Here is a 25831-nt window from a genome sequence, read left to right as displayed (position 1 = left end):
ATGGAACACAAAAAAATAAAAGCAGCTGAACTACCTTTCACTCCTTTCGATATAAAGGACAAGGAGTGGATGCTTATCACTGCCGAAAAAAACGGCAAAGTGAATACAATGACTGCCAGTTGGGGAGGTTTCGGCATTCTGTGGAACAAAGAAGTAGCTTTTGTAGTCATCCGTCCGCAACGCTACACAAAGGAATTTGTTGACGGAAGCGCATCTTTTTCGCTCAGCTTTTTGGGCGAAGCGCATAAAAAAACGCTCTCGTACCTGGGAAAAGCCTCGGGAAGAAACGAAGATAAAATAAGCAAATCGGGGCTGACTGTAGCCTACGATAAAAACATACCTTATTTTAAAGAGGCCAAAACAGTCCTGTTCCTGAACAAATTATACGTCCAACCCATGGGCGAAGAATTTTTCAGCGACAAAAGCCTCGCCGATAAATGGTATCCCGAAAAAGATTTTCATTTTTTGTATGTGGGAGAGATTGCGAAGATAATGGTTAATGGTTAATGTAGGAGGGGCTGCCTCATAAGTATTTTTGAACGCAAATTACGCAGATTACGCGAATTATCGCAATTTATTTATTGTTGAATTTCAATTAAATAAGAAAAAGATATAGTGGTTTATTTGTGTAAATTTGCGTAATCTGCGTTCTTTCGACATTAGGTGAAAATGAGGTATTCGCAACCCCTTGAGCCAAGGATGAAGTTCTCTGCAAAGCATAGGAGATTGCGGGTCGGAGTCCGCAATGATAATACCTGCATACCAAAAAAAATAAGGGCAACGCACGCGTTGCCCTCATATTTTTCACTTTTCACTTTTCGTTTTTCACTCAACAATAGCTTTGCTTGCTGCTACGCTGCCATCGGTATAGGTAGTCTTCACAATTACGAAGCCTTTGGGGGTTTTCAGCTCTTTGCCTGTCAAATCGTAGTATTGGGTCGAAAGAACTTCTTTGGTTGCCGGTTGAAGTGTTTCGCTGTCCACACCCACAGTTGTATAATCGAGTTCTACGGCTCCAACGGCACATTTTCCGCCAACAAAATTACGGGTGAAACCCAACTGGTCGGTAGAGATACTTTCGGCTATCAAATATTGGGCATCGCCTGCTGTTAAGCCTGCTGCATCTTTTACCAACGGAATGGCGCCGTATGTGGCAAAAGCTGCTGCTATATCGGTTGGCAAACCTACGGACGGATTTATACTGGCGCCATTACTGTAAAATGCAACGTTGGTGGCAGGAAGAGTTATTTTTGGTACATCAGGTGAGCCTCCACTACTACCTGTACCGGCTGCGGTAATCAGATCGCAAGAAAATTTACCGATATACGAATTTTGTACATCTATGTTGTAATACCTGTAAACAAGCGGATCAGCAGTTAATATTCCTCTATCCGGTCCCTGTATGCTAATATCATTGAGCTCATTGTTGCCTTGTAGATTACCTTCGAAAATACAGTTATATATCTCTTTTCTCAAAGGATACGAAGGATCGCGGAACCGCAGACCTCCAACCAAAGTGCTGCCGGTGTGTTTATTGCCTGTAACCGTACAGTTAATCATTTTGAATGTAGAGTTGGAATTAAGGCAACTTCCAAAGGTAGCTACGCCACCGCCGTTTCCGCCGTTTCCTACATTGTTGTAGAAGGTGGTATTGATAAACGTAAGATTGGCTGTGTAAGTAGCGTAATTATTTGTGTAGTCCAACACGCCACCGGAGTCTCCTGCTGAATTATTTGTAAACAAACTGCTTTCAATTCTTACGTCAATTTGTTTTGTTGCGCTTGCATTGGCATCAAGAGCAATAGCTCCTCCTGCACTACCACCACCGCTTACCGAATTTCCGTCAAAAGTAGCGCCTGTAATCTTGATAAGCCCGTTCGAGTTATTAATCAACAAAGCTCCACCTTTTTTAGTACTTCCCGATTCGTTTCCCGAGAAAATAGAGTTTTGGATGGTAATTGCTCCGGGTCCATATACTCTGCTTGCTGCGCCATCAATTCTTGCTGCATCTATTGCCATACCGCCGCCATGCTCTTGCGTTATATTATCCAATAGTTCTACATTGTCCAGCAGCACATTGTGTATTCTGTTTCGGATAAAGATACCGGCTCCTTTTCTACCATCGGTATTAGTAGTATTCGTTTTATTGCTTTCGATAGTTGTGTTCCGTATGATTGTATTGTAAACATTCTCAATTATAATAGCTCCACCGTTACCGTTTTTGGTGCTATTGTTATAAAAAGTACAACCATCTATCAATTGAGTTCGGGTTCTTTTCAGTAGCTCATCAGCCAATTGAGTGACCTCAACGTTGTCTTCGTAGTTTCCGTTTATACTGAGGGCGCCGGCTTCATTTGCCACATTGTTGGTGAAAGTACAATTTATCACCTCTGCACGGGGTTTGTTTCCAAAGTTAAGCGTACCCTTTCCGTTACCACATAAATTGTTCGAAAAAGTACAATCCTCAAATCTAACTGTTTTCTCATTACTAGTACCTCCGTTATCGACTGCGAAAACTGCGCTACCCTGATTTAGAGTGGCTTCTCCACAATTGTCGAATGTCAGATCTTTAAATGTAATCTGTCCATTTACTCCCCGAAGGTCAATTCCCCGTCCGGTGAGATTGGTAGTGAGTGTGGCATTGTTTACTCCCTGAAAGGTATAATCCCAATTGCCATTCATTGTACCGCCTTGCAGAAACAATCCACCATCGTTTATAGCTGCTTGACCGGTTTTTCCGGGAAAAACTGGTGAACCTTCTTTTCTGTAATCAGGGTCTAAGGTTAAATCGTAAGCTCCGTCTATAACGATAATATCTCCGTTTGCAAAAACAACACTCAATCCTTGTCCATACCAAGTAGTATTGGCTGCTGCAGCATCCGATTTAAGCAAGGCCCTGGATATGGATTTAAAAGGAGTAGTATCCGACAACCCATCGTTCGCAGTATCGTCTCCGGTAGTCTGATTGACATAAATAGACTTTGCCGAAATACCTGTTGCCAGCAAAGCCAGAAGAAGAACCGAAAGGGTTCTGAAAAAGTAATTTTTCTTCATAAGTTATGTAATTTTTGATTTAAAATATAAATTAATAGTATTCACAAAGAAAAGAGGAGCCGCTTAAATTCTGTCGTACATGTGTATTAATTTCCTGTTAAAATGGTATTAAATAATTAGAATAGTGAGATTAATGAGAATAATGTGCCAATGTGAATAATGTAGGGGCGCGATTAATCGCGCCCTCACGTGTGTCATTGCAGGCTCCGACCCGCAATTGGAGCGGAGCGTAAATCGGCCTTAGCCAATCTCCTGAGCATGGCGCAAATTATACCCGTTCGCGGCAGCGGGCGTATGCCATACGACCCTACGAACCCCACAAAAAATATGGTCGCGGCACGCCACGACCCTACATTATTCACATTATTCTTATCGGTTTCTTGCATAACCAAAACTTATGCTTATCTTTGCAGCCGCTAATGACTAATTATGCATTAATTGAAAATTAACAAGAAAAAAAATGGCTACAAAAATCCGTTTACAAAGAAGAGGGCATAAAGATTATGCTTTTTATCAAATTATTATTGCCGACAGCAGGGCTCCACGCGATGGAAAGTTTATTGAAAAGATTGGTTCGTATAACCCGAATACCAATCCTGCAACAGTAACATTAGACTTCGACAGGGCTTTGTATTGGCTGCAAGTTGGCGCTCAACCAACCGACACCACTCGCAACATCCTTTCGCACGAAGGCGTTCTTTTGAAGAAACACTTGTTGGGTGGGGTTACTAAAGGCGCATTCACAGCAGAAGAAGCCGAAACCAAATTCCAAGCATGGAAAGCGGATAAAGAAAAAGCAATAGATGCAGACAAAAACAAAAATGCATCGAAAGCTGTTATCGACGCCAAAACACGTCTCGAAGCCGAAAAAGCAGTAAACAAAGCGAAAGCCGAAGCTATTGCCAAAAAGAAATCCGAAGTGGCTGTTGTTGAAGCCGAAGCTGTTGCGGAAGAACCCGCCGCTGCCGAAGTGGCAACCGAAGAAGCTCCGAAAGAAGAAAGCGCTGAATAATTTGAAATTTTCACAGCATAAAAAGAGCGGTTTGGACATCCAAGCCGCTCTTTTTTAGCCCCCCCGCCCCCCGTAGGGGGGATTTAAGGAAGCTATCGGAAATGTGGGGGTAAATAGTAGAACGCAAATTACGCGGATTACGCGAATTATCGCAAATAATTTTATGAATTGACTGATTTTAAAGAATATATAAATTGCTAAAATTTGCGTAATCCGCGTAATTTGCGTTCCTATGGTTTGTGTATTCTGTGCTGAATAGTTGTCATCCCCCCTACGGGGGGTGGGGAGGCTTGGCACATTGGCATATTATTCTTTACTTTGCATTATTATTTCGAGATATGAAGATACTTGTAAAAAAAGAATTGACCTTGTTGCTATGCTCTCCGGTAGCTATTTCTTTTCTGCTGGCGTTTTTGCTTGCCGCCGGATTGATGAACTGGTACTTTGCGGGAAGTTTTAATATCCTTGATAACGGCTATGCCAATCTGGAGCCGTTTTTTCAGTTGGCCTCCATTTTGCTTTTGATAATTATTCCTTCGCTGACGATGCGTGCGTTTGCCGAAGAAAAGAAAGACAAAAACTGGGAGGCGTTCAAATCCCGTCCGGTGAGTATTATTTCGCTCTATTTCAGTAAATTAATTGCTTTGTGGGCGATTGTTCTTCTGGCTGCGATTGCTACGCTTGTTTACGTTTTTTCGGTTTATTCCCTGAGCCTTCCTGCCGGAAACATGGATATGCACGAAATTATAGCTTCCTACATCGCGTTATTGCTCCTCGGACTGGTATTTGTAAACATCGGTTTGTTTGCATCCTCATTGACTAATAATCAGGTAATTGCATTTCTGATAGCTATTGGCCTTAATTTTGTGGCTTTTTATGGCTTCGAGCTTTTTGCTTCGTTTTTCGCTTCGGGCAAAATGGAATTGCTGCTCTCTTCAATGGGACTTTCGAGTCATAACGAGCTGATGCATAAGGGTGTGATACGGTTTGGCGATTTGCTGGCCTTGTTTAATTACATAGTCGTTTTCGTCGCGCTTAGCCTGTTTGTTTTGAGCCATAAGAATAAACGAACAAAGAAGCACTTTGGCGCGACCCTGGCGTTTTTTGTAGTCCTCAATTTAATTTGCCTCTTTCTTCCCGATTTCCGTTTCGATTTCACTTCCGATAAACGCTATACGCTCAGCAACTATTCCAAGCAACTCTTGAGACAGGCAGCCCCCGAAAAAGCCCCTGTGCACTTTGACGTTTATTTGGATGGCGATATGAATTTAAGTTTCAGGCGGTTGCAGGATGCGATAAAAGATATGCTGACCGATTTCAACGGATACAGCGACAATCGCATCACTTTCGGGTTTGTTAATCCCTATTCTTTGGGGAACAGTCAGGAGGCGGTTTATTCTACGATGGCCCAACAAAACATGAAGGGAATCGTCCTGAACGAAACGGACAGGGAAGGAAAAACCAGCCGGAAAATAATTTATCCCTATGCTCAAGCGTATTGTGGCGAGGATACTTTGCAAATAAACTTGCTCAAGAATATTGGGGGCTATTCGGCGGAAGAGAACCTAAATGCCTCCATCGAAAACCTTGAATTTGAGTTTATTGACGCTATACGGCTGCTTCGGGAAAAGGAACCGGTTTCCGTTGCTTTTATCGAAGGACACGGCGAATGGCCCCGCCCCCATGTGTATGATGCGGAGGAACTGCTCTCGAAGTATTTTTTTGTTAACCGTGGACAAATAGGTCGTAATATTTCGATACTCGATGATTTTAAGGTGGTTATCATAGCGGGAGCGACCGATCAGTTCAACGAACAGGAAAAATTTATCTTGGACCAGTACCTGATGGCGGGCGGAAGAATCCTTTGGTTGATTGACGGCGTTTATCTTTCGTGGGACGAACTCCGGCAGAACTCCTCAACTCCCAGCATGAAAAACGAAGCAAATCTGGATGATTTACTGTTCAACTACGGCGTTCGTATCAATCCCGTGCTGCTTCAGGATATGCAATGTACATCGGTGGTACTTGCTTCGGGAGAGCCGGATGCCGGTCAATACACCGAAGTCCCTTGGTACTATTCTACATTATTGCTTCCTTCGATTAACAACCCGGTAACAAAAGATATATCTGTCGTAAAAGCCGTTTTTGCAAGCTCTATTGATTTGATAAATCGCTCTACACCGGTCGATGCAACTATCCTGTTGACCACCTCGCCCCGTACACATGTTGTAGATATACCCGAAAGTATAACGTTTGATGTTTCGGCTATTCATGCGGATGCTAGTTACTTTAACCAGTCATTCCTTCCGGTGGCTGTTTCTTTGCAAGGCCGGTTTAATTCGGCATTCACCAACCGCCTTATCCCCGATAGTGTGGTGATGGACGGAAGATTGCCTGCATCAAGCAGTCAGCCGACTAAAATGGTGGTGGCGTCCTCCTCCGATGTAATTAAGAATGAGCTTAGCGGTTCGCAGGTTTTGCCAATGGGCTACGACCGTGTTTCGGACAGGCAGTACGGCAACCGCGATTTTATTGTAAATGCCGTGAATTGGCTGGCACACGATGACGAATGGCTATCGCTGCGTACAAAGCAGCAACAGATAAGGCTGATAAACAAGCAGTTAATCTATTCGGAGCGTACTTTTTACAGCCTCCTGAATACTGGGCTTCCGCTTGTGTTTGTGTTGCTTGTTACCGGTGGATATAGCTTTTACAGGAAGCGTAAATATGAAAAATAATGTGTTATGAGGAAATATATAGTTATATCCCTTGCTGTAATTGTGCCGCTTGTGATAGCTTATTTCTATTATGCGCATTATACCGGAGACCGATCGTCATTCAGCATACAATGCGGGTTTCATGCCTTAACGGGCTTTCAATGTCCGGGTTGCGGCGGTCAACGGGCGGTGCATTATTTGCTGCATGGCCATTTGTTGAATGCTTTGAGGTATAATGCCCTGTTTGTGTTGGGTTTACCGGCGCTTTTGTATATGTACTACATACTGGTGGCGTATTACGGATTGAAGAAAGACACCCACCTGAATGGTTTCTTCTATTCATCGCTGTGCGCCAGATTGGCTTTGATCGCTATAATTTCATTCTTCATTCTCCGGAACATACCGCTTGAGCCGTTTATTTATCTTTCGCCGCCACGGTGATAATAAGACTAATGGGAATAATGAGAATAATGTGCCAATAAGACTAATGTGAATAATGTAGGGACAATGCGTGCGTTGTCCTTTTTTATTTCTGTCATTGCTGGCTCCGACCCGCAATCTCCAAACAATCAACGCAAATTATATATTCGTCGCAACCCATTCGTGGCAGCGGGCGTATGCCATACGCCCCTACGAACCCATGCAAAAAATAAGGTCGCGGCACGCCGCGACCCTACATTATTCTCATTGGCACATTATTCTCATTTTTCCCATTATTTCAACTTCCCCAACGCCTCTTTGATGCGCTTCATGGCTTCGACCAGATTTTCGTCTGATGTGGCGTACGAAAAGCGGATGCATTCGGGTGCGCCGAATGCAACTCCTCCTACGGATGCTACGTGCGCTACATCCAGCAAATACATGGCCAAATCGGCTGATGTGCTGATTTTGTTGTTTTCGTACGATTTTCCCAGATAGTAACTGCAATCGGGGAAGATATAAAATGCGCCTTGCGGTTCGCTTAGTTTAAATCCTGCTATTTCTTTGGCCAGCCCAACCACCAGGTTACGGCGGCGTTCAAAGGCTTTCCGCATCTCTTCCACACACGCCTGATCGCCTGAATAACCGGCTTCGGCCGCTTTTTGCGCAATAGAGGAAGGCCCCGAGCTGTATTGGCTTTGCAATTTGTTGCACGCTGCTGCTATCCACTTGGGAGCGGCAATCCAGCCCAAACGCCATCCTGTCATGGCATAGCCTTTCGATACGCCATTGATAATGACCACCCTGTCTCTGATATTTTCAAACTGGGCAATGCTTTCGTGTTGCCCCATATAGTTTATATGCTCGTAAATTTCATCGGCTATAACAATCACTTGCGGATGTTTCTCCAATACTTCAGCCAAAGCTTTCAATTCTTCTTTTGAATACACGCTTCCGGTGGGGTTGGAGGGCGAACACAGAATGATTGCTTTTGTTTTTGCCGTAATGGCTTTCTCCAACTGTGCCGGAGTTATTTTGAAGTTTTGATCGATTCCTGCCGAAACAATAACGCTTTTTCCTTCGGCCAGTTTAACCATTTCGACATAACTAACCCAATAGGGCGCCGGTATAATCACTTCGTCGCCTGGGTTAACAACTGCTAAAACGACATTACATACCGATTGCTTGGCGCCATTGGAGCAAACAATTTGATCGGGTTCGTAATTTAAGTTGTTTTCTTTCAGTAACTTATTGCAAATAGCTTTTCGTAAAGACAAATAACCGGGGACGGGTGTATAAAACGAAAAATTATCGTCAATGGCTTTTTTTGCCGCATCCTTGATGTGTTGTGGCGTGTTGAAGTCCGGTTCTCCAACGCTTAAATTGATTACATCAATACCTTGCGCCTTGAGTTCAGCGCTTTTCTGAGACATCGCCAGTGTTTCCGATGCCGAAAGATTTGCTATACGAGAAGAAGCTTGTAACATTTTATTTTAGATTTAATCTTGGTTTCGAGTTATTATTTTATTTGATATTGTGCAGGGTGTGCCCCATGCGTTCCTTTTTGGTCTTCATGTAAAAGAGGTTAAAGGGATTGGGTTCTATTTCGATAGGAACGTTTTCAACTACTTCCAGTCCAAACGATTCCAGCCCGATGCGTTTTACCGGATTGTTGGTCATCAGTCGCATCTGCGTTACGCCCAATTCGCGGAGGATGGCTGCTCCCACGCCATAATTGCGTTCGTCTGCGCCAAAACCGAGGTGTAAATTGGCATCCACTGTGTCAAGACCTTCTTCCTGCAATTTGTAGGCTTCCATTTTGGCCATCAGTCCTATGCCGCGTCCTTCCTGGTTTAGATAAACGATTACGCCTTTCCCCTCGTTCTGAACCATTTCCATTGATTTGTGCAGCTGATCGCCACATTCGCAGCGTTTCGACCCGAAAGTGTCTCCGGTGGCACACGACGAATGCACACGCACAAGAATTGGTTCGTCCTTTCCCCATTCGCCCTTGATTAAGGCAATATGCTCCAATCCGTTCGATTTTTGGCGAAACGGAATGAGTTTAAAATCACCATATTGTGTCGGCATATTTACTTTCACACCCTTTTCTATTAACGATTCTCTCTCGAGGCGGTATTTCACCAAACCGGCAACCGATATAAGTTTCAGATTGTGTGTATCGGCAAATTTCCTGAGTTCGGGAAGGCGCGCCATTTCGCCGTCTTCTTTCTTTATTTCAATCAAAACGCCTGCCGGATAAAATCCGGCTAATTTGGCCAAATCCACCGCAGCTTCGGTATGCCCGATGCGACTTAAAACGCCTTTGTTTTTCGCCCTTAACGGCGATATGTGCCCGGGTCGTCCAAGGTCTTCGGGTTTGGTATCGGGGCGGGTTAATGCCTGAATTGTTTTTGCTCTGTCGCTGGCCGATATGCCGGTGGTGCAGCCTCCGCCAAGCAAGTCAACGGATACCGTGAACGGCGTGGCATGAGTGGATGTATTGTTGCTAACCATCATGGGCAACTCCAGCTCGTCGCACCTTTCGGCAGTAAGCGGAACGCATATCAGCCCCCGTGCCTGTGTTTCCATGAAGTTTATTTTTTCGGCAGTAATTGCTTCCGCCGCAATAATCAGGTCTCCTTCATTTTCCCGGTCTTCGTCATCGACAACTACCACGAAGTTGCCTTTTTTTATTTCGTCTATCGCTTCGTCGATAGTATTTAGTGTTATTTTTTCCATATAATCTGCGAAAGATTAAGTAATTTCTTATATAAAATAATCAGGTTGTTCCGGTAGGCATCCATATTCAACAGCGCCGAGTCTTTCATGGCTTTGTAGGTCAGGAAAACCCCTAGCGGGAACAGGATAAAGGAACTCAACCAGATGCCTTCCCATGCGTCCCACACGCCATCCCGCGCCATTTTTCGTCCTACATTATCGAATATATAATAGATAATGAACAAGATGACCGATACAACCACCGGCACCCCCAATCCGCCTTTTCGGATGATAGCCCCCAATGGCGCCCCTATGAAAAAGAAGATCAGACAGGCAAACGAAAGGGTAAACTTTTTGTGCCATTCTACTTTATGATTCCGTATTTCGCTATTGATGTTCAACTTCGTCATCGAGCGGTACAACAGGTCGCTTCTATTCATCTCGGCTATGGCGGCGGCATTGGCATAAACATCCATCTTCGACTGAGTCGGTAATGTATTCAACAACGAATCCAGGTCTATTGTTCCTGTAAGGGGTTGTTGCCGGGTGGTGTCTCTACTCACTGCTGCCATCCTGTGTGTCTGATTCAAAGCTACATCTCTGTCCACTACATTTAAACTATCTACAATAATTGCCAACGAATCTATCGAGGTTTGCAATTCTTTTATGTTTTTGGCCAATTGCGTACCCTGCAAGGTCGATTCGTTCATCCGATTAAAATTGGCATCGAAAGGAATAATTATTTCCTTCTTCTGAAAATTCTCCCTGCTATACGGCACAAAACTATTCGACCCGGGACTACTGCTTACGGTAGTCATGCTATTTCCCTGTTTATCGAAGTTGGCAAATTGCTGTCCGTAAAGCAGGGTTAGCAGCAGATAGTCTTTATTGGCCGACATCTTCAGGTTGGCCGAATCGCAGAGGATAATCCGTGTTCTGTCAAATCCTTCGGATGTATCGTAAATAATTACGCCGTATAATGTTCCTGTTTCTTTATTTTTTTTCTTTACAAACAGGTTGAAATTCTCAATTTCGTTGTAAAATGTTCCCTCTGGAATATCCAACTCGGGCGATTTCATTTTTATCGACCGCATCAATGTTGTAATCTTAACATTGATTTTAGGCATGGCCTCATTCTGAAAAAAGAACGCGCCGATACACACAAATCCGATGACAACAATGAGTGGCCGCATGGTTCGGAGCAACGAAATTCCGGCGGCTTTTGTAGCGGTTAATTCAACCCGCTCGCCCAAATTACCGAATGTCATCAGCGATGCCAGCAGTATTGCCAAGGGTAAAGCCATGGGTATGAGGCTCAAAGTGGCATACATAAACAACTCGGCAAACACCAGCAAATCGAGGCCTTTCCCCACAAGGTCTTCTACATATTTCCACAAGAATTGCATCAATAATATGAACAAGCATATAGCAAATGTCATGAAAAACATTGGCATAAATTCTTGCAAAATATATAGATATAAACGCTTGATTCGTAGCATTAATTCCCTAAACTGTATTGTACGCCTGCAAAGGTAGCAAAAATAATTAGTCAATTAGCAAATTAGCAAATGAGAATAATGTGCTGATGTGCTGATATGCTAATGTGCTGATATGCTAATGTGCTGATATGCTAATGTGAATAATATTTGGAGATTGCGGGTCGGAGCCCGCAATGACACTCAGTTTATTATCGCTTCGCGCTAATTGGCACATTATTCACATCAGCACATTAGCACATCAGCATATTTTCCTAAACTTCTGCAAAAAAACATCGGCTTGCTCCAAGGTCAGGCAAAGCGGGGGCAGCAGCCTGAATACGTTTGTGCCGCTTGCTCCCGTAAACACTTTTTCTTCAAACAAGAGCTTGGTGCGCATTTCTTTTATGGGCGTCTCAAATTCCATTCCTATCATCAGGCCTCGTCCACGGACTTCTTTTATTTGGGGCAGTTTTTTTAGTTCCGTCATCAGGTAATTGCCTGCTTTTTGAGCATTCTCTACCAGCTTTTCGGCTTTCATAATGTCGAGTACGGCTATGGCAGCGGCGCAGGCCAGGTGATTGCCGCCAAAGGTAGTTCCCAATTGCCCGTAAATAGCTTTGAACAGGGGACTTATCAATACGCCCGACATGGGAAAACCATTGCCGATTCCTTTGGCCACAGTTACAATATCGGCCTGGATACCGGCATATTGGTGAGCAAAGAATTTACCGCTACGACCATAGCCCGACTGTATTTCGTCGAGGATGAGAACAGTACCGGTTTGGGTGCATATTTCGCGGAGTTGTTTCATAAACTCGTCGTCGGGTATCTGAATGCCGCCTACGCCCTGTATTCCTTCGATGATGACGGATGAAAAATCTTCTTTCTCCAGTTCCTGCTTAACGGTGTCAATGTCGTTGAAGGGGACAAAAACAACCTCCAATCCGTTATTCACCGGCGCTTGATAGGCGGGACTGTCGGTTACTTTCACCGCTGCCGATGTGCGTCCGTGAAACGATTTTTTGAATGACAGTACTTTCTTCCGCTGATTGTGGAAAGACGCCAGCTTCAAGGCATTCTCATTGGCTTCGGCCCCCGAGTTGACAAGGAATAGCGAATAATCGGCGTAACCGCATTGTTCACCCAGTTTTTCGGCTAACTCAACCTGCAATTTATTCACTACCGAGTTGGAGTAGAAAGCGATATTGTTCAGCTGTTCAGTTACTTTCGCCACATAATAAGGGTGGGCATGGCCAACCGATATAACGGCATGACCGCCATACAAATCGAGGTACTCATTGCCCTTGTCATCGTAAACATGGCAACCCTTTGCCTTTACGATATTTATATCGAATAATGGATATACGTTGAATGGTTTCATTTGGTTTATTGTTTATATAATTATTATTGTTTTCTACATTATGTACCTAACGGCACATTGGATTTAAAGGAACGTCTTTTTCTACCAACATTCTGTCCCTAACGGGACATTTATTCTATGAATCATTCAATGTCATTTATTTCTTTATCAAAACCCGCTCGCTTTCAGCCCCAATCCGGTGGTTTCGTCCAAGCCGAACATGAGGTTCATGTTTTGTACGGCTTGCCCCGATGCTCCTTTCAGGAGGTTGTCGATGCAGGAGAGGATAAGCAATTTATTGCCGTGCTTTTCGAGATGAAGTACACATTTATTGGTGTTTACCACCTGTTTCAGGTCAATATTCTTGGCCGACACATTTGTAAATGGGTCTTCGGCATAAAAATCTTCGTACAATTTGATGGCTTCTTCTGCCGTTTTTTCAAAATTGAGGTAAATGCTGGCAAATATCCCCCGGGTGAAATTACCGCGCACAGGTATAAAATTGATTTCTTCCTGAAACCAAGCCTGCAAGTTTGTCAGCGATTGCCGTATCTCGCTAAGATGCTGATGCTCAAAAGCTTTATATACGGATAGGTTGTTCTCGCGCCAACTGAAATGGGAGGTCGCCGAGGGTTTTACGCCTGCGCCTGTCGAGCCGGTGGTGGCATTTACATGTATCTCCGTGTTCAGCAACTGGGCATTTGCCAAAGGCAGCAAGGCCAATTGAATAGCCGTAGCAAAACAACCCGGATTGGCTATTCGCGAAGCCTTTTGTATCAGCTCTTTATTCAGTTCGGGCAGACCATAAACAAAGTTATGATAGGGCGATGCCTGCCTGTAATCGGTGGACAAATCAATGATTTTCAGGTTGACGGGAACGGTGTTCTCCTCCAAAAACTTCTTCGTATCGCCATGCGCCGTACAGAAAAACAAGACGTCGATTTTATCGTAGGGCAGTTGGTCGGTAAAGCTCATGTCGGTATCGCCAAACAAGCCCTCGTGCACGTCGTACAGTTTATTACCGGCATTGCTGCTGCTGTTCACAAATACCAATTCGGCCTGCGGATGATTGAGCAATATGCGTATCAATTCGCCGGCAGTATATCCGGCGCCTCCTATTATTCCTATTTTTATCATATTGTTTTCTTTTGTTTTTTTAAAAATTAACCACGGAGTTACAAAGTTGTCATTGCGGGCTTCGACCCGCAATCTCCTAACAAAGGCATAATATTTGAGCATCCGTTAGGAGATCCCGTGTCAAGCACGGGATGACAGGCTATTTACACAACCCCTCCGTGCAACTCCGTGGTTAAAAAATTATTTCCCGTTTTTTTTCTGCACACTATGGAATATCTTCGTTGGAATGGAGTATATTTTGGTGAAACCTTTGGCATCGTCCGATGTCCAGGCTTTGTTTACTTCGCCATATTCTCCAAAGTCGGCTTTCATCAGGTCGTAATCGCTTTCCACGCCGACCAGTACATAATGGTAGGGCAATAGCTTGACAATCACACGACCGGTTACGTTTTCCTGCGAATTTTGCAGAAACGCTTCGGTGTCGCGCATTACCGGGTCGAGGTACAAGGCTTCGTGCAGAAACATGCCGTACCAGTTGCCCAGTTGTTCTTTCCAATACTGTTGCCATTTGGTCAGGGTATGCTTTTCCAGCATTTTATGCGCGTTGATAATCACGAGAGGAGCGGCAGCCTCAAAACCCACGCGACCTTTTATACCGATAATTGTATCGCCGATGTGCATATCGCGACCGATGGCGTACGCAGAGGCAATTTCCTCTATTTTGTTGATTGCTTCCACTTTATTCGCATATTTTTTGCCATTGACGGCGGCAATTTCTCCTTTTTCAAAATCAATGCTCAGTTCTTCGGCGCCGTTTTTTGTCAGTTGCGAAGGATAAGCTTCTTCGGGCAAGGTTTGGTTCGATTTCAAGGTCTCTTTTCCCCCGATGCTTGTTCCCCACAGACCTTTATTGATGGAATAGGCCATTTTGGTGAAATCGGCAACATACCCGTGCTTTTTCAGGTAATCTATTTCATATTCGCGGGTAAGGAGCATATCGCGGGTAGGGGTGATGATTTCGATGCCGGGCGCCAATACATCAAAGGTGAGATCGAAGCGTACTTGGTCGTTTCCGGCTCCGGTACTGCCATGCGCAACGGCATCCGCTCCAATTTCTTTGGCATAGTTAATAATGGCGATGGCCTGAAAAATACGTTCGGAGCTGACGGAAACAGGATAGGTGCCATTGCGGAGAACATTGCCGAAAATCATGTATTTGATACTTTTTTCGTAATACTCCTGGGTGATGTCGAGTGTGGCATGTTTTACCGCTCCCAATTTGTAGGCTTTTTCTTCCACTATTTTCAGTTCTTCTTTCGAAAAACCACCTGTGTTGGCGATGGCTGTGTAAACATCGTATCCCTTTTCTTCGGATAAATATTTGGCGCAGAACGAGGTATCCAATCCTCCGCTGAATGCCAGAACTACTTTCTTTTTCATTGTATATCTTTTTTTAATTGTTTTATCAACTCTTTTATTTCCGGCTGGTCGTCGTGTGCTTGCGGGTCGAAAAGCATGGCCGTACAAATGCAGTGTTTGCGACTGGTACGGGTCAGTATGTCATAATTCACGCAACCCTGGCAGCCTCTCCAAAAAGCCTCATCATCGGTCAATTGGGCAAATGTTACAGGCACATATCCCAGTCCGGTATTGATTTTCATAACGGCAGCGCCCGATGTCAACCCGAAAACTTTTGCTTCGGGATACATGGTGCGGGCAAGGGCAAAAGCCATTTGCTTGATGCGTCTGGCCAAGCCGTGCGCCCTGAATTTTTCCACAACTATCAAGCCCGAATTGGCAACATATTGCTTGTTCCCCCACGATTCGATATAGCAAAATCCGGCAAACTCATCACCCGAGAGGGCGATGATGGATTTTCCTTCGCGCATTTTTTGTTCCACATATTCCGGCGTTCTTTTAGCAATTCCGGTTCCACGTACTTTTGCTGCGGCTTCAATTGTGTCTAAAATGGTTGGAACGTATTTTATGTGTTCCTCGCCGGCAGTCAAAACTTTGATGTTATCTTCCATTATTATATAGTGTTCTAATTATTCATTGATGTTTTATAAATTGAGCCAAAGCCCTCCTTACCTCTTCTTGTCCGACATTCTCCCGTATAATCAATAATATGGTGTCGTCTCCGGCCACAGTTCCTATAATTTCCCGCGATATTTTTTCGTCAATTTCGGCGGCAATGCCCATAGCATATCCGGGACGAGTTTTCACAACGGCCAAATTACCCGAAAATTCAATTCCCAAAAAACCGTGCGAAGATAGTTGCGAGGGTTCAGTTTGTTGATTTCCGGTCGATTGGTAAACATATTTTCCTAGTGCTGTCGGCATTTTCACTATCTTCAACTCTTTGACGTCCCTCGATAAGGTGGCCTGTGTCAGCTCAAAACCTCTATCAAGAAGCAAGTTCAAAAGCATTTCCTGACTTTCGACTTCCTGTGTCGAAACGATTTCTTCGATAGCAATATGCCTGTCTTTTTTACTCATATAATGTATAAATATACAAATCGGATGCAAAAATAATTATTTTTCTGTATATATATGCATTATTTGGTAGAAAATGCAGGGCAAACCATGAAAAATTTTACTGCTTATGCCTTTCGGTAAAGTTACTGATATGAGCAGGAGATTCCTCCCTTTGGTCGGAATGACAGTCTCCTTTTTGGGAGAGGGGATGAGGAAGTGGCGGCGAAGCCGCCACTTCCTCATCCCTTAAACCACCAATGGGCGATTCATTCCGACCAAAGGGAGGAATCTCATCCGTAACAGTAGTACTAAATTTTTTCATGCGTTTGCCATGTGCGGGGGGAAGGAAAAATGTAGGGGAAGTATCTTAAAAGTTTTCTAACAATTCTAACCAATTATTAAATCGAGGACATTTTTTTCTAAGGGTTTCAAGTCCTATTTCATCTACTAAATAAGCTCCATCAAGGCCTTTTTGGTATTGTGGTAAATATTTTTCTAATCTTTTTGAAGGAGCTGTTGCGCTACCACAATTAATATCTTCTAAATTAGACCGATATTTAGTTGTTATTTTTTCAATTTCGGTATAATTATTGTCGCCTCTTTTGAATGTTGCTTTTAGTATATCAAGTGATGCAAACATAAAACATTCAAACTCATGCCTTTGAATGTAGGGAATAAAACGAGAATTTAGTGCGCTGTTTATACCTTCTTTCATGCCTTTTTCCATATTATCAACGTTGCTTATATCGAAATTTGGATAATCGGAAGGCAGCGCATATAAATCGATGAATGTAGTTACACAGGCTTGCTTATCTTGTTTCAAATGGATTTCAATTTCTTTTTTCAATTTTTTCCATGACACAATTCCGCCATGTGATTTTTTTATCAAAGGACTCTGTATGAGTATATCTTTTTGAAAAAAGTAGTCTTTTAAAATAGCAGAGCAAAACTCCTGTTCTGTTTCTCCTTCACAAATAATTACAAGTCTTTTCATGTCTATCATAATTATCTGTTAGGAAATCCTTTACTCAATATATTTTGCCGCCACATATCGCCAATCATGTAATCATTTTGTAGCCATTCCGATAAATCAACTTCTTGTAAACGATTAAATACAGATTCTCCGGCGATGTTATCGACAGTAATGACCTCTTCGGCAGAGAAGTTGTTTACCAGTTCAACAGATTGGGTTGAAATTATGACTTGCTTATTCTCTTGACGTGCAAACGAACGTACCAAGCCTGCCAATTTGCTTATGGCAAAAGGATGTAATCCAAGTTCGGGTTCGTCTATAATAATAACAGCAGGCGGGTACGGTTGCAGGAATAATGTAGCAAGCGCTATAAAGCGAATGGCGCCATCGGAAAAATCAGAAGCGCCATACAGGTTTTCGCTAAACCTGTCCCGCCAAGCCAAAAATATTTTATCTCCATCCGGTTTTAAATCAAAATCCTTGAAATAAGGAGCAACGGACTGAATCACTTTTACTATTCGATTGTAAACAGCCTCATCCTCATTTTTGAGCTTGTATAAAAAAGCAGCTAAATTACCGCCTTTACTCTGCAAGGTTCTATTATCAATAACTTTAGAATCGCTATTAAAAGGCGAATTTACTCCCGTATCGTGAAAGTGATAAACTTTAAGATTAGATAAGTACGAATTGATATATTTAGTTCTGAAGGAATTATCTGTTCTTACTTTCAGTTCTGTAGCCGAGTCTGCTATTTGCCAATCATCGCCTCTGTATCCCAATTCTTCAGATTGTACAACAAATGTTCTATTTTCTACCTTCAAATTAAAAGTATAACTATTTATTCCTTCTCCGAATGATAATTTTGAAGATAAGTTTTGTGTGTTTTTACGACCGTTATGGAGAATACTGTCAATGCCTCGTCCTGTAACAAATGACTTTAATTCTCCTTCATAAGCCGTTTTGAGGAAATTGAAAAAGGAAATAAAATTACTTTTTCCTGCTCCATTGGCGCCAATCAATATATTGATCGGTTTCAGTTCTAAATGAAGTTCTTTTATTGATTTATATCCTTCTATTTCAATATAGTCCATAGTTCCTTTTCTATTAAAAAACGATTTGTACCTCGAAAAATTTCATAAAGATAATGTTTTTGTCATTTATATCAGTATTTCAAATATATTAAATTTTCCGGAACATTTAAGCATCATATAAATAGCGCTTCGGAAAGGAGATTGCGGATCAAGTCCGCAATGACAGGAAGAACACAAAAAAGGGGCAACGCACGCGTTGCCCCTGCAATATAACTTGTAACTTCTTACAGAATATAAGCCAATACCTGGTTTTTCTGTACTTTGTCTCCTTGTTTTGTTTCTATCTGGATAATTTTACCCGATTCCAAGGCCTGCACTTCTACCAGACCGTAGTATGCTTGGATGAAGCATACGAGATCGCCTTTTTTCACTTCTGTTCCTATTACGGGGGCAGTGGATGGGTCGGCTAAGTCTATTTGCCACAATACTTGTCCCGAAGCTACTGCTTGCAAGGGTTTTGCATCGGGGTATTTTTCCTGAATGGCTTTGGCATCGAATGCAGGCACTTCTATCACCGGACGGGTGATGATAATAGGCGCTCCGGCCTTTTCTTTCGCTTTTTCGAGGTCGGCATTGAAGCGTTCTTTTGCCACGCCCGATTTGTAATCGCGGTACTGGCGGTCGTGCATGGCCAATTCAAACAGTTCTTCGTCATCTTGTCCGTATTCCCAGCCGTTTTCGTCCATTTCTTTGCGGTATCCGTCCAGGGCATCGGGATATTCGTCTTGTGGATTGCCGGTGTAGAATTCCATGTTTTGTTTTTTGGCCAGTTCTATTATTTCATCGTCGAGTTTTCCGGGGAGCGTACCTGTTTTACCCAGAATCATGTTCCAGCTGTCTTTGTCAATTCTCGAGAATCGTGATTCGCCTTGAGCCAGCGAGAAGATATTCATCAGGGCAATATTCTTCACGTATTGGCTGAATGGTGTAACCAACGGAGGATAACCAAGTTTAGGCCATACATATTCTACTTCCTGAAATAGCTGAACTACCAGGTCGTTCAATGTTACCGTCGGTTTTCCGCTGTTGGTAAGCGCCATATTGATAGCCGAATGCATTCCCTTGAGGTCGGCCATCATCGAGCCCATCATACCTCCCGGAAGACCGCAGCCAACCAGCAGTGAGTTCATAATTTTGTTGGACGGGTCGATAAAATAACCAAGGAAATCGTCCATGAACGACTGAGTCAACGCCCGGGCTTCCATATAGGCTTTCATGTTGATGTCGGGAACCGAGAATCCGGCATCTTTCAGCATGGCTTGTATGGTAATAATATCGGGATGCACCATGCCCCAAGCCAATGGTTCGATTGCCGTATCAAGGTAATCGGCGCCTGCACGGGCTACTTCCAGCATAGAGGCTACCGAAAAACCGGGGCCTGTGTGTCCGTGGTATTCAATCGGAATATTGGGGTGCCTGTCTTTGAGGGCTTTTACCAGTTTTCCTAAAAATGCGGGACGACCTACACCGGCCATATCTTTCAAACATATTTCGTTTGCGCCAAAACCAACGAGTTTATCGGCATAATTCAGGTAGTAGTCAACGGTATGTATCGGCGAATGGGTGATACAAAGCGATGTTTGCGAAATCATGCCTGCTTCTTTGGCGTATTTCACCGAAAGTTCGAGGTTGCGGGCATCGTTCAGTCCGTCGAACGAGCGGGAGATATTGGTGCCTTGAGCCTTTTTTACTTTAAACATCAAACGTCTGACATCTTTCGGAACAGGGTACATGCGCAAGGCATTCAGACCGCGTTCCAACATGTGCGTTTGAATACCCGCTTTGTTGAATGGCGCTGTCCACTCGCGAACAGCCTTGTTGGGGTTTTCGCCGTAAAGGAGGTTGACTTGCTCAAATGCGCCGCCGTTTGTTTCTACACGGGCAAAACATCCCATGTCGATAATAACCGGCGCTATTTGGTTTAATTGGTCAACACGCGGCTGATATTTCCCCGAGGATTGCCACATGTCGCGATAAAGGAGACTGAATTTAATTTCTCTTCCCATAGTGTTTTTTATGTAGTTTACTTAATTGTCTCAATTTTAGCAAATAAGGCTCTTTGAAATAGAACAAAGAGCAAAATTTTCGAGTGAAAAAGTTATTTTTTCTTTTTCCCCTGCAAAATTAGAATAATGATTTCAGATAGAACGAATAAAAGAGGAAAATTGTTTCAAAAAGTTCAAAGTTTTCCAAGTTTAAAGTTCAAGGTTCAAGGTTTCAGGTTCAAAGTTGTAGAGACGTGGCGCGCCACGTCTCTACAACTTTGAACCTGAAACTTTATTCAACCAACATCTGCATCTTTTTGGGGATGGGCGACTTAAATTCCAGTATTTCGTTGGTTAGCGGATGCATAAAAGTTAGTTCCTGCGCATGAAGAGCAAGCCTTTTAATGGCGCTGATTTTTGAGCCGTATTTTTTATCGCCCACGATGGGATGCCCAACGTGCTGCAAATGTACGCGTATCTGATTCTTACGTCCGGTTTCGAGTTTCATGACCAGCATCGAGAATTTTCTGTTCGTCTTCAGGGTCTTGTAATGGGTGATGGATTTCTGCCCGCCATTGTCTCTCGGCGACGAATGCATCACATAATTCTTATCCTCTGTCAACCACGAAACAATGGTTCCTTCGGCAGGCGCTACTTCACCCTCCACAACGGCAATGTAGGAGCGCACTTTTATAAAATTATCCCAGTTTTTTTGCATTATTTCCTGCACATCGGTCTCCTTGGCATACATCATCAGTCCCGATGTTTCCCTGTCGAGGCGGTGAAGGACGAAAATGCGCGCCTCCTTATCTTTATGTTTCAAATATTCGCTGATGATGCTGTATGCCGTTTCCCGTTTTTCGCGGTCGGTGGCGATGGAAAGCAAGCCTGCTTCTTTATCAATAACGATCAGCGATTCATCCTCATAAATAATGCTGAGGCCTTTCAGCTTTTGGGCGTTGTGCGCCTGGTTTTTTTTGTGAATGCTTACCACATCCTCCGGCTTCAACTCGTAATTGTATTGAGACACAATTTTCTTGTTCACCTTCACCTGCTTATGCGCCAGCAACGATTTCACGGCATTGCGGCTTTTGCGTACCTGCTTGTCTTCGAGGAAAGTTAATAACTCGGCTTTCGCTGTTACTTTAAAGCTCTGTAATACCGTGTTTTCGGGTTTGTTATTCATTGGTTTGTATATTAATTAGCCCCCTAATCCCCCCATGGGGACTTTAGAGCCTCCTCTGCGGGGAGGTTGGATGGGCTGTTACTTAAAAAACTCAATTTTATCGGCATGAGTCATTCGTTTTTCTTTGGGCGGGATAGCCATATAGTCGCCATATTGCTTTTTCAGGTAGGTATCCGGCTCTTTGGGCGCAAAAAAATATTTCCCTTCAAACAATACGGGTGCAGGCGGAAACATATAGCTTGCCTGATGATTGGTTGAATTGGGAATGCCATAGCTGTGTAAAATGTTATCCGGTTTTAATACCCTGCAAATCAAACGTGCCAGCCATTTGAACAACAGGCCTGAAGGATAGAATAACACCAACGAAACAGTGTATTCGTAGAAATACCGGAACGAATGAAACGGGCGACCTCTCTTCAGTCTTCGGAAAGCCCTCCCGTAGAAGAAATCGACAAAATCTTTCAAGGGTTTGAACGACCTTTCTTCCGAAAAAATGTCGATATATACGCCCTTTTCCTTATACGGAGAATCGTCTTCCTCTTCCGAATGGATAATGGAATACCTGTCGCGTACTTTAGCTATTAATAAACGGTATCCTTTTTCTTTCGGCGTTTGCAAATAAAGGCTCGAAGGCAATTCCTTTTCAAGTATTCTGAGCAGTTTTTTGTAATCGGGACGAAGCAACTCGATGTCAATATCGTCGTCCCAGGGAATAAATTCGCCGCTCCTTATGGCGCCCAAAAGCGTACCGCCGCTAATCCAGTAAGTAAGTTCGTGTTTACGACAAATTTCATCTACCGTTTCCAATATTTCCAATATTCTTAGTTGTGCCCGGCGAAGAACGCTCCTTTCGGCATTGTATATTGATAAGTCTTCTTTCATATTCCCGTCATTTTAATTTTCGTAAATCCACCACATTTCCGTGTTACGCAGAAAATGCAAAGGTAGTTCTTTAACTGAAGAATACCAATGAGAATAATGAGAATAATGTGCTGATGTGAATGATGTGCTGATGTGTTGATGTGCTAATATGCTGATGTGCTAATATGCTGATGTGAATAATTGGCGCGAAGCGATGATAAACTGACTGTCATTGCGGGTCGTAGCCCGCAATGACAGGAATAATAAAAATGGTCGCGGCACGCCACGACCCTACATTATTCACATCAGCAAATTAGCACATCAGCACATTATTCACATTGGCATATTAATTTAATCCCTATCTTTGCACAACATATAACACCCTAACAGTTTCTGATGAAAATAGACGTTTGTTTTTCGCCGCTTCTTTATCCTCATTATGCCGGTAGCAACAACCTGATTGTGATCGTTACGGATATATTCAGGGCGACAACTACCATTTGTGCCGCTTTTGGCAACGGGGCGAGCAGTATTATTCCAGTCCGGTCGATGGAGGAAGCCAAAGCATACAAGGAAAAAGGCTATTTGGTGGGCGGCGAGCGAAACGTGAAAAGGTTTGAGTTCGGCGACTTCGGCAACTCGCCATCCGAATACACCGAAGAAAGGGTGGGGGGACAGGAAATTGTTTTTTCCACCACTAACGGCACCCGCGCTATTGACGAAGCCGCCGATTGCAATTGCCTGATTATCGGTTCGTTTTCCAATCTGTCGGCCATTGCCGGTTATTGTGCTTCGCAGAAAAAGGACGTATTGGTTTTGTGTGCCGGATGGAAAGAAAAGTTCAACATCGAAGACAGTTTGTTTGGTGGGGCCTTGGTCGAAAAACTGTCCGCCACAGGCTACAATGCGAATTTTGATGCCGCACAGGTTGCCCTATCCATGTGGCAGGAGGCCAAACCCGACAGCCTGAAATACATTCAACGCAGCGAACACATCAAACGGCTTGAGGCGCACGGCTTAACGGCTGTGGTGGAATACTGCCTTGCGGTGGATACGGCAAACGTATTGCCCGTATATAACAAGACAACAAAAAAAATAACAGATATACTTAAATGACAGTTCTTTACGAAGACAACCACCTGATTATCGTGAACAAGACCTGTTCGGAAATTGTGCAGGGCGATAAAACAGGCGATAAACCCCTCTCCGAAGTGGTAAAGGAATGGCTGAAAGAGAAATACAACAAGCCGGGGAATGTTTTTTGTGGGGTTACTCACCGACTGGACAGGCCTGTGAGCGGGATTGTTATTTTTGCCAAAACCAGCAAGGCGCTTAGTCGCCTGAACGAAATGTTCAAGACCAAGGAAATAAAAAAAACATACTGGGCGCTGGTGAAAAATACGCCCGAAAAAGAGGAAGCGACACTAACGCATTTTCTTGTCCGAAACGAAAAGCAGAACAAGTCGTATGCCTGCGAAGTGGAGAAAGCCAACTCTAAAAAGGCCATTCTGTCGTATAAACTGATTGCCCGACTGGACAAATACAGTTTACTGGAGATTGACTTGCAAACAGGGCGGCATCATCAAATACGTTGCCAGCTGGCCAAAATTGGTTCGCCCATCAAAGGCGATTTGAAGTACGGCGCCGAGCGTTCCAACCCCGATGGCGGAATCAGTTTGCATGCCTGCAAAGTCAGCTTTATTCACCCTGTATCGAAGGAGCTGATTGAAGTAACCGCCCCCGTTCCCGACGATAAACTGTGGCAAATGGTCGAAAAAAGCGTAATGAATGATTGATTTTTCTTACTTTTGTTTCCCGTAACTGAATAGAATACTTATGAGATATTATTGTATATTGCTTTTTTTGCTGGTTTATACGTGCTGCGTGGCGCAGGATACGATGAAAATGCATGATTTGGAGATAGATAAATCCCTATTGACTACGCAAGATGGAGAACTGGATTATATGAGTATCTTTTCTTACAAAGGACATTCTACTTGGGTAGAAAGTGCCGGAGAACATCTCTTTCTTCGGGTCGAAGGCGCCGGAACCCTCACCGATGGCGATAATGCCCCTTTTTGGCTGAGCAACAATAATTATGGCATCGGTTCCGAAACCCGCAACAAAGCCTACACAAGAGCGGAGTTACTCGGGCGCAAGGAATTTTTCAACAATAGCCTGAAAGTACATGCCGGTGCGGATATTCTGGCAACGAACAACATTCAGTCCGATTTTTATTTTCATCAATTTTATGCCAATCTACGGTATAAAGCGCTGGGCTTGTTAATCGGCGCGCAAGAAAGAAGCAATCCGTTTAAGAATGCCGATTTGAGTACAGGCGGGCTAACCCTCTCGAACAATGCCCGTCCTATTCCGCAGGTTGAAGCCGGTTTTCCCGAATTTGTAGAAGCGCCGCACCTCAACGGCTATCTTCAAATACAGGGCGGTGTTTCCTATGGTTGGTTTAACGACGACAACTACAAAAAACGCTATGCCGGCGATGGCAAATATGCCGAAAACCTGCTGTATCACCGCAAATATGCCTACTTTAAAATAGGGAAAAGGGGGTCTCCTACCTGTTTTGTTTTTGGCGTAGAAATGGATACACAATGGGGTGGGAGGTTCTACGACAGTAATGGATATAAATTCAGCAGTCCGACTGGCCTGAAAGACTATTTCAAGGTGTTTATTCCCATGGCGGGCGGAGGTGATGCCAACAGCACCGATCAGGTAAATATTTTGGGGAATTTATATGGTAGCTGGCATTTTATTTTCAACTATGAAGCAGATAGCTATTCTATTAAACCCTATTACGAGCATTTTTATGAGGATCATTCGGGTATGTGGTTCAAAAATATGCCGGATGGTATTTATGGTTTGGAATTTAATTTAACCAACAGGCGGCAACTTGTATCTACGGTTTTGCTGGAATACATTCACACCAAAAACCAGTCGGGGCCATTCCTGTTCGACAAAACTGCGAATATACCCATACAGGTGAGCGCGGGGGATAACTACTACAACCATGTTGATTATGTGTCGCTTACGAATTATGGCTTTGTGCTGGGCAATCCGCTTCTTACTTCTCCTGTCTATAATGATAAACGGACGCTTTTTTCGTTAAATACGCGCATATCGGCCTTTCACGGAGGATTTGGCGGCTATTTGACCAATGATTTAAAATACCGTGCCCTGCTTACTTATTCCCGAAGTTGGGGAACCCCGTTTATTCCATCGAGGCATATCAGGAATCAGTTTTCCGGCTTGCTGGAATTGGATTATACCGCACCTTTAGGAAAGTTTTACGGATGGGTATTCTCAGGGGCATTGGCATACGATGATTCTTCGACCATAGTGGGAGACAATTCAGGCTTCCGGTTAAAAATATCGAAGTTGTTCCTGATCAAGTAATTATTAC

The 25831-nt window shown here is 43.6% G+C and carries 21 protein-coding genes and 1 pseudogene; 7 read left to right on the top strand and 15 right to left on the bottom strand.

The window, feature by feature from the left end; translation table 11 throughout:
• The gene (locus ACYPWY_RS08815) at window positions 1-507 is read left to right on the top strand and encodes a flavin reductase (RefSeq protein ID WP_459685158.1); all 507 of its coding nucleotides are present in this window, start codon (window positions 1-3) and stop codon (window positions 505-507) included.
• A gap of 318 nt (window positions 508-825) precedes the next feature.
• On the opposite strand, the gene ACYPWY_RS08810 is transcribed toward ACYPWY_RS08815, so the two are convergent.
• A complete protein-coding gene (locus ACYPWY_RS08810; protein WP_459685157.1) occupies window positions 826-3054 on the bottom strand; it encodes a hypothetical protein in 2229 nt (742 codons plus the stop codon).
• A 460-nt stretch (window positions 3055-3514) separates the two neighbouring features.
• Here ACYPWY_RS08810 and ACYPWY_RS08805 point away from each other — a divergent pair, with 460 nt between their 5' ends.
• From ACYPWY_RS08805 to ACYPWY_RS08795, 3 genes are all read left to right on the top strand, one after another.
• On the top strand, window positions 3515-4066 hold the full coding sequence (locus ACYPWY_RS08805; RefSeq protein WP_459685156.1) for a 30S ribosomal protein S16: 552 nt from the start codon (window positions 3515-3517) through the stop codon (window positions 4064-4066).
• A gap of 338 nt (window positions 4067-4404) precedes the next feature.
• Window positions 4405-6804, top strand: a complete 2400-nt coding sequence (gene gldG, locus ACYPWY_RS08800; protein ID WP_459685155.1) for a gliding motility-associated ABC transporter substrate-binding protein GldG — start codon at window positions 4405-4407, stop codon at window positions 6802-6804.
• A gap of 6 nt (window positions 6805-6810) precedes the next feature.
• Window positions 6811-7224 (top strand): DUF2752 domain-containing protein, encoded by a 414-nt coding sequence (locus tag ACYPWY_RS08795; protein WP_459685154.1) that lies wholly within the window; start codon window positions 6811-6813, stop codon window positions 7222-7224.
• Between the two features lie 272 nt (window positions 7225-7496).
• Here the strand turns inward: ACYPWY_RS08795 and ACYPWY_RS08790 are convergent, their stop codons facing one another.
• From ACYPWY_RS08790 to ACYPWY_RS08725, 14 genes and pseudogenes are all read right to left on the bottom strand, one after another.
• Entirely contained in the window at window positions 7497-8690 is a 1194-nt protein-coding gene (locus ACYPWY_RS08790) for a pyridoxal phosphate-dependent aminotransferase (protein ID WP_459685153.1), read from the bottom strand.
• Window positions 8691-8727: 37 nt separating this feature from the next.
• Complete coding sequence (locus ACYPWY_RS08785) at window positions 8728-9945, bottom strand: bifunctional 3,4-dihydroxy-2-butanone-4-phosphate synthase/GTP cyclohydrolase II (RefSeq protein WP_459685152.1); 1218 nt, start codon at window positions 9943-9945, stop codon at window positions 8728-8730.
• Between the two features lie 23 nt (window positions 9946-9968).
• Window positions 9969-11423: pseudogene (locus ACYPWY_RS08780) on the bottom strand (LptF/LptG family permease); the annotation flags it as partial.
• Between the two features lie 238 nt (window positions 11424-11661).
• Window positions 11662-12783, bottom strand: a complete 1122-nt coding sequence (locus tag ACYPWY_RS08775; RefSeq protein ID WP_459685151.1) for an aspartate aminotransferase family protein — start codon at window positions 12781-12783, stop codon at window positions 11662-11664.
• A gap of 147 nt (window positions 12784-12930) precedes the next feature.
• Window positions 12931-13899 (bottom strand): N-acetyl-gamma-glutamyl-phosphate reductase, encoded by a 969-nt coding sequence (gene argC / locus ACYPWY_RS08770; protein WP_459685150.1) that lies wholly within the window; start codon window positions 13897-13899, stop codon window positions 12931-12933.
• 180 nt (window positions 13900-14079) lie between these two features.
• On the bottom strand, window positions 14080-15279 hold the full coding sequence (argG, locus tag ACYPWY_RS08765; protein WP_459685149.1) for an argininosuccinate synthase: 1200 nt from the start codon (window positions 15277-15279) through the stop codon (window positions 14080-14082).
• Entirely contained in the window at window positions 15276-15869 is a 594-nt protein-coding gene (locus ACYPWY_RS08760; RefSeq protein WP_459685148.1) for a GNAT family N-acetyltransferase, read from the bottom strand. The genes argG and ACYPWY_RS08760 overlap by 4 nt, the downstream gene beginning before the upstream one ends.
• Before the next feature lie 22 nt (window positions 15870-15891).
• Entirely contained in the window at window positions 15892-16338 is a 447-nt protein-coding gene (locus ACYPWY_RS08755; protein ID WP_459685147.1) for an arginine repressor, read from the bottom strand.
• Window positions 16339-16435: 97 nt separating this feature from the next.
• A complete protein-coding gene (locus tag ACYPWY_RS08750; protein ID WP_459685146.1) occupies window positions 16436-16639 on the bottom strand; it encodes a hypothetical protein in 204 nt (67 codons plus the stop codon).
• Between the two features lie 45 nt (window positions 16640-16684).
• Window positions 16685-17311 (bottom strand): DUF4276 family protein, encoded by a 627-nt coding sequence (locus ACYPWY_RS08745; RefSeq protein WP_459685145.1) that lies wholly within the window; start codon window positions 17309-17311, stop codon window positions 16685-16687.
• Between the two features lie 11 nt (window positions 17312-17322).
• Window positions 17323-18381: an AAA family ATPase gene (locus ACYPWY_RS08740; protein ID WP_459685144.1), complete on the bottom strand. Its 1059-nt coding sequence runs from the start codon at window positions 18379-18381 to the stop codon at window positions 17323-17325.
• 224 nt (window positions 18382-18605) lie between these two features.
• On the bottom strand, window positions 18606-20387 hold the full coding sequence (locus ACYPWY_RS08735) for a biotin/lipoyl-containing protein (RefSeq protein WP_459685143.1): 1782 nt from the start codon (window positions 20385-20387) through the stop codon (window positions 18606-18608).
• 271 nt (window positions 20388-20658) lie between these two features.
• The gene (locus ACYPWY_RS08730; RefSeq protein WP_459685142.1) at window positions 20659-21552 is read right to left on the bottom strand and encodes an RluA family pseudouridine synthase; all 894 of its coding nucleotides are present in this window, start codon (window positions 21550-21552) and stop codon (window positions 20659-20661) included.
• A 78-nt stretch (window positions 21553-21630) separates the two neighbouring features.
• A complete protein-coding gene (locus ACYPWY_RS08725; RefSeq protein ID WP_459685141.1) occupies window positions 21631-22434 on the bottom strand; it encodes a LicD family protein in 804 nt (267 codons plus the stop codon).
• A 375-nt stretch (window positions 22435-22809) separates the two neighbouring features.
• Between ACYPWY_RS08725 and ACYPWY_RS08720 the strand changes: the two genes are divergently transcribed.
• Genes ACYPWY_RS08720 through ACYPWY_RS08710 form a run of 3 tightly spaced genes read left to right on the top strand, consistent with a single transcriptional unit; the run spans window position 22810 to window position 25824 of the window.
• Window positions 22810-23529 carry a 2-phosphosulfolactate phosphatase gene (locus ACYPWY_RS08720; protein ID WP_459685140.1) on the top strand — a complete coding sequence of 240 codons (720 nt, stop codon included), beginning with the start codon at window positions 22810-22812 and terminating at the stop codon, window positions 23527-23529.
• The gene (locus ACYPWY_RS08715; protein ID WP_459685139.1) at window positions 23526-24209 is read left to right on the top strand and encodes an RluA family pseudouridine synthase; all 684 of its coding nucleotides are present in this window, start codon (window positions 23526-23528) and stop codon (window positions 24207-24209) included. The genes ACYPWY_RS08720 and ACYPWY_RS08715 overlap by 4 nt, the downstream gene beginning before the upstream one ends.
• A 40-nt stretch (window positions 24210-24249) precedes the next feature.
• Window positions 24250-25824, top strand: a complete 1575-nt coding sequence (locus ACYPWY_RS08710; RefSeq protein WP_459685138.1) for a capsule assembly Wzi family protein — start codon at window positions 24250-24252, stop codon at window positions 25822-25824.
• Window positions 25825-25831 lie beyond the last annotated feature (7 nt).

Source organism: Viscerimonas tarda (assembly GCF_054601255.1).
Note: the sequence above shows the minus strand (reverse complement) of the source record. Positions and strands in the feature narration are given on the sequence as shown.

What these genes read in the sequence shown, in the direction of transcription:
- ACYPWY_RS08805 (WP_459685156.1), top strand. Translation starts at nt 3,515, where the DNA reads ATGGCTACAAAAATCCGTTTACAAAGAAGAGGGCATAAAGATTATGCT.
- ACYPWY_RS08760 (WP_459685148.1), bottom strand. Translation starts at nt 15,869, where the DNA reads ATGGAAGATAACATCAAAGTTTTGACTGCCGGCGAGGAACACATAAAA.
- ACYPWY_RS08745 (WP_459685145.1), bottom strand. Translation starts at nt 17,311, where the DNA reads ATGAAAAGACTTGTAATTATTTGTGAAGGAGAAACAGAACAGGAGTTT.
- ACYPWY_RS08740 (WP_459685144.1), bottom strand. Translation starts at nt 18,381, where the DNA reads ATGGACTATATTGAAATAGAAGGATATAAATCAATAAAAGAACTTCAT.
- gldG (WP_459685155.1), top strand. Translation starts at nt 4,405, where the DNA reads ATGAAGATACTTGTAAAAAAAGAATTGACCTTGTTGCTATGCTCTCCG.
- ACYPWY_RS08735 (WP_459685143.1), bottom strand. Translation starts at nt 20,387, where the DNA reads ATGGGAAGAGAAATTAAATTCAGTCTCCTTTATCGCGACATGTGGCAA.
- argC (WP_459685150.1), bottom strand. Translation starts at nt 13,899, where the DNA reads ATGATAAAAATAGGAATAATAGGAGGCGCCGGATATACTGCCGGCGAA.
- ACYPWY_RS08710 (WP_459685138.1), top strand. Translation starts at nt 24,250, where the DNA reads ATGAGATATTATTGTATATTGCTTTTTTTGCTGGTTTATACGTGCTGC.
- argG (WP_459685149.1), bottom strand. Translation starts at nt 15,279, where the DNA reads ATGAAAAAGAAAGTAGTTCTGGCATTCAGCGGAGGATTGGATACCTCG.
- ACYPWY_RS08730 (WP_459685142.1), bottom strand. Translation starts at nt 21,552, where the DNA reads ATGAATAACAAACCCGAAAACACGGTATTACAGAGCTTTAAAGTAACA.
- ACYPWY_RS08755 (WP_459685147.1), bottom strand. Translation starts at nt 16,338, where the DNA reads ATGAGTAAAAAAGACAGGCATATTGCTATCGAAGAAATCGTTTCGACA.
- ACYPWY_RS08790 (WP_459685153.1), bottom strand. Translation starts at nt 8,690, where the DNA reads ATGTTACAAGCTTCTTCTCGTATAGCAAATCTTTCGGCATCGGAAACA.
- ACYPWY_RS08720 (WP_459685140.1), top strand. Translation starts at nt 22,810, where the DNA reads ATGAAAATAGACGTTTGTTTTTCGCCGCTTCTTTATCCTCATTATGCC.
- ACYPWY_RS08795 (WP_459685154.1), top strand. Translation starts at nt 6,811, where the DNA reads ATGAGGAAATATATAGTTATATCCCTTGCTGTAATTGTGCCGCTTGTG.
- ACYPWY_RS08775 (WP_459685151.1), bottom strand. Translation starts at nt 12,783, where the DNA reads ATGAAACCATTCAACGTATATCCATTATTCGATATAAATATCGTAAAG.
- ACYPWY_RS08750 (WP_459685146.1), bottom strand. Translation starts at nt 16,639, where the DNA reads ATGAAAAAATTTAGTACTACTGTTACGGATGAGATTCCTCCCTTTGGT.
- ACYPWY_RS08810 (WP_459685157.1), bottom strand. Translation starts at nt 3,054, where the DNA reads ATGAAGAAAAATTACTTTTTCAGAACCCTTTCGGTTCTTCTTCTGGCT.
- ACYPWY_RS08785 (WP_459685152.1), bottom strand. Translation starts at nt 9,945, where the DNA reads ATGGAAAAAATAACACTAAATACTATCGACGAAGCGATAGACGAAATA.
- ACYPWY_RS08715 (WP_459685139.1), top strand. Translation starts at nt 23,526, where the DNA reads ATGACAGTTCTTTACGAAGACAACCACCTGATTATCGTGAACAAGACC.
- ACYPWY_RS08725 (WP_459685141.1), bottom strand. Translation starts at nt 22,434, where the DNA reads ATGAAAGAAGACTTATCAATATACAATGCCGAAAGGAGCGTTCTTCGC.
- ACYPWY_RS08815 (WP_459685158.1), top strand. Translation starts at nt 1, where the DNA reads ATGGAACACAAAAAAATAAAAGCAGCTGAACTACCTTTCACTCCTTTC.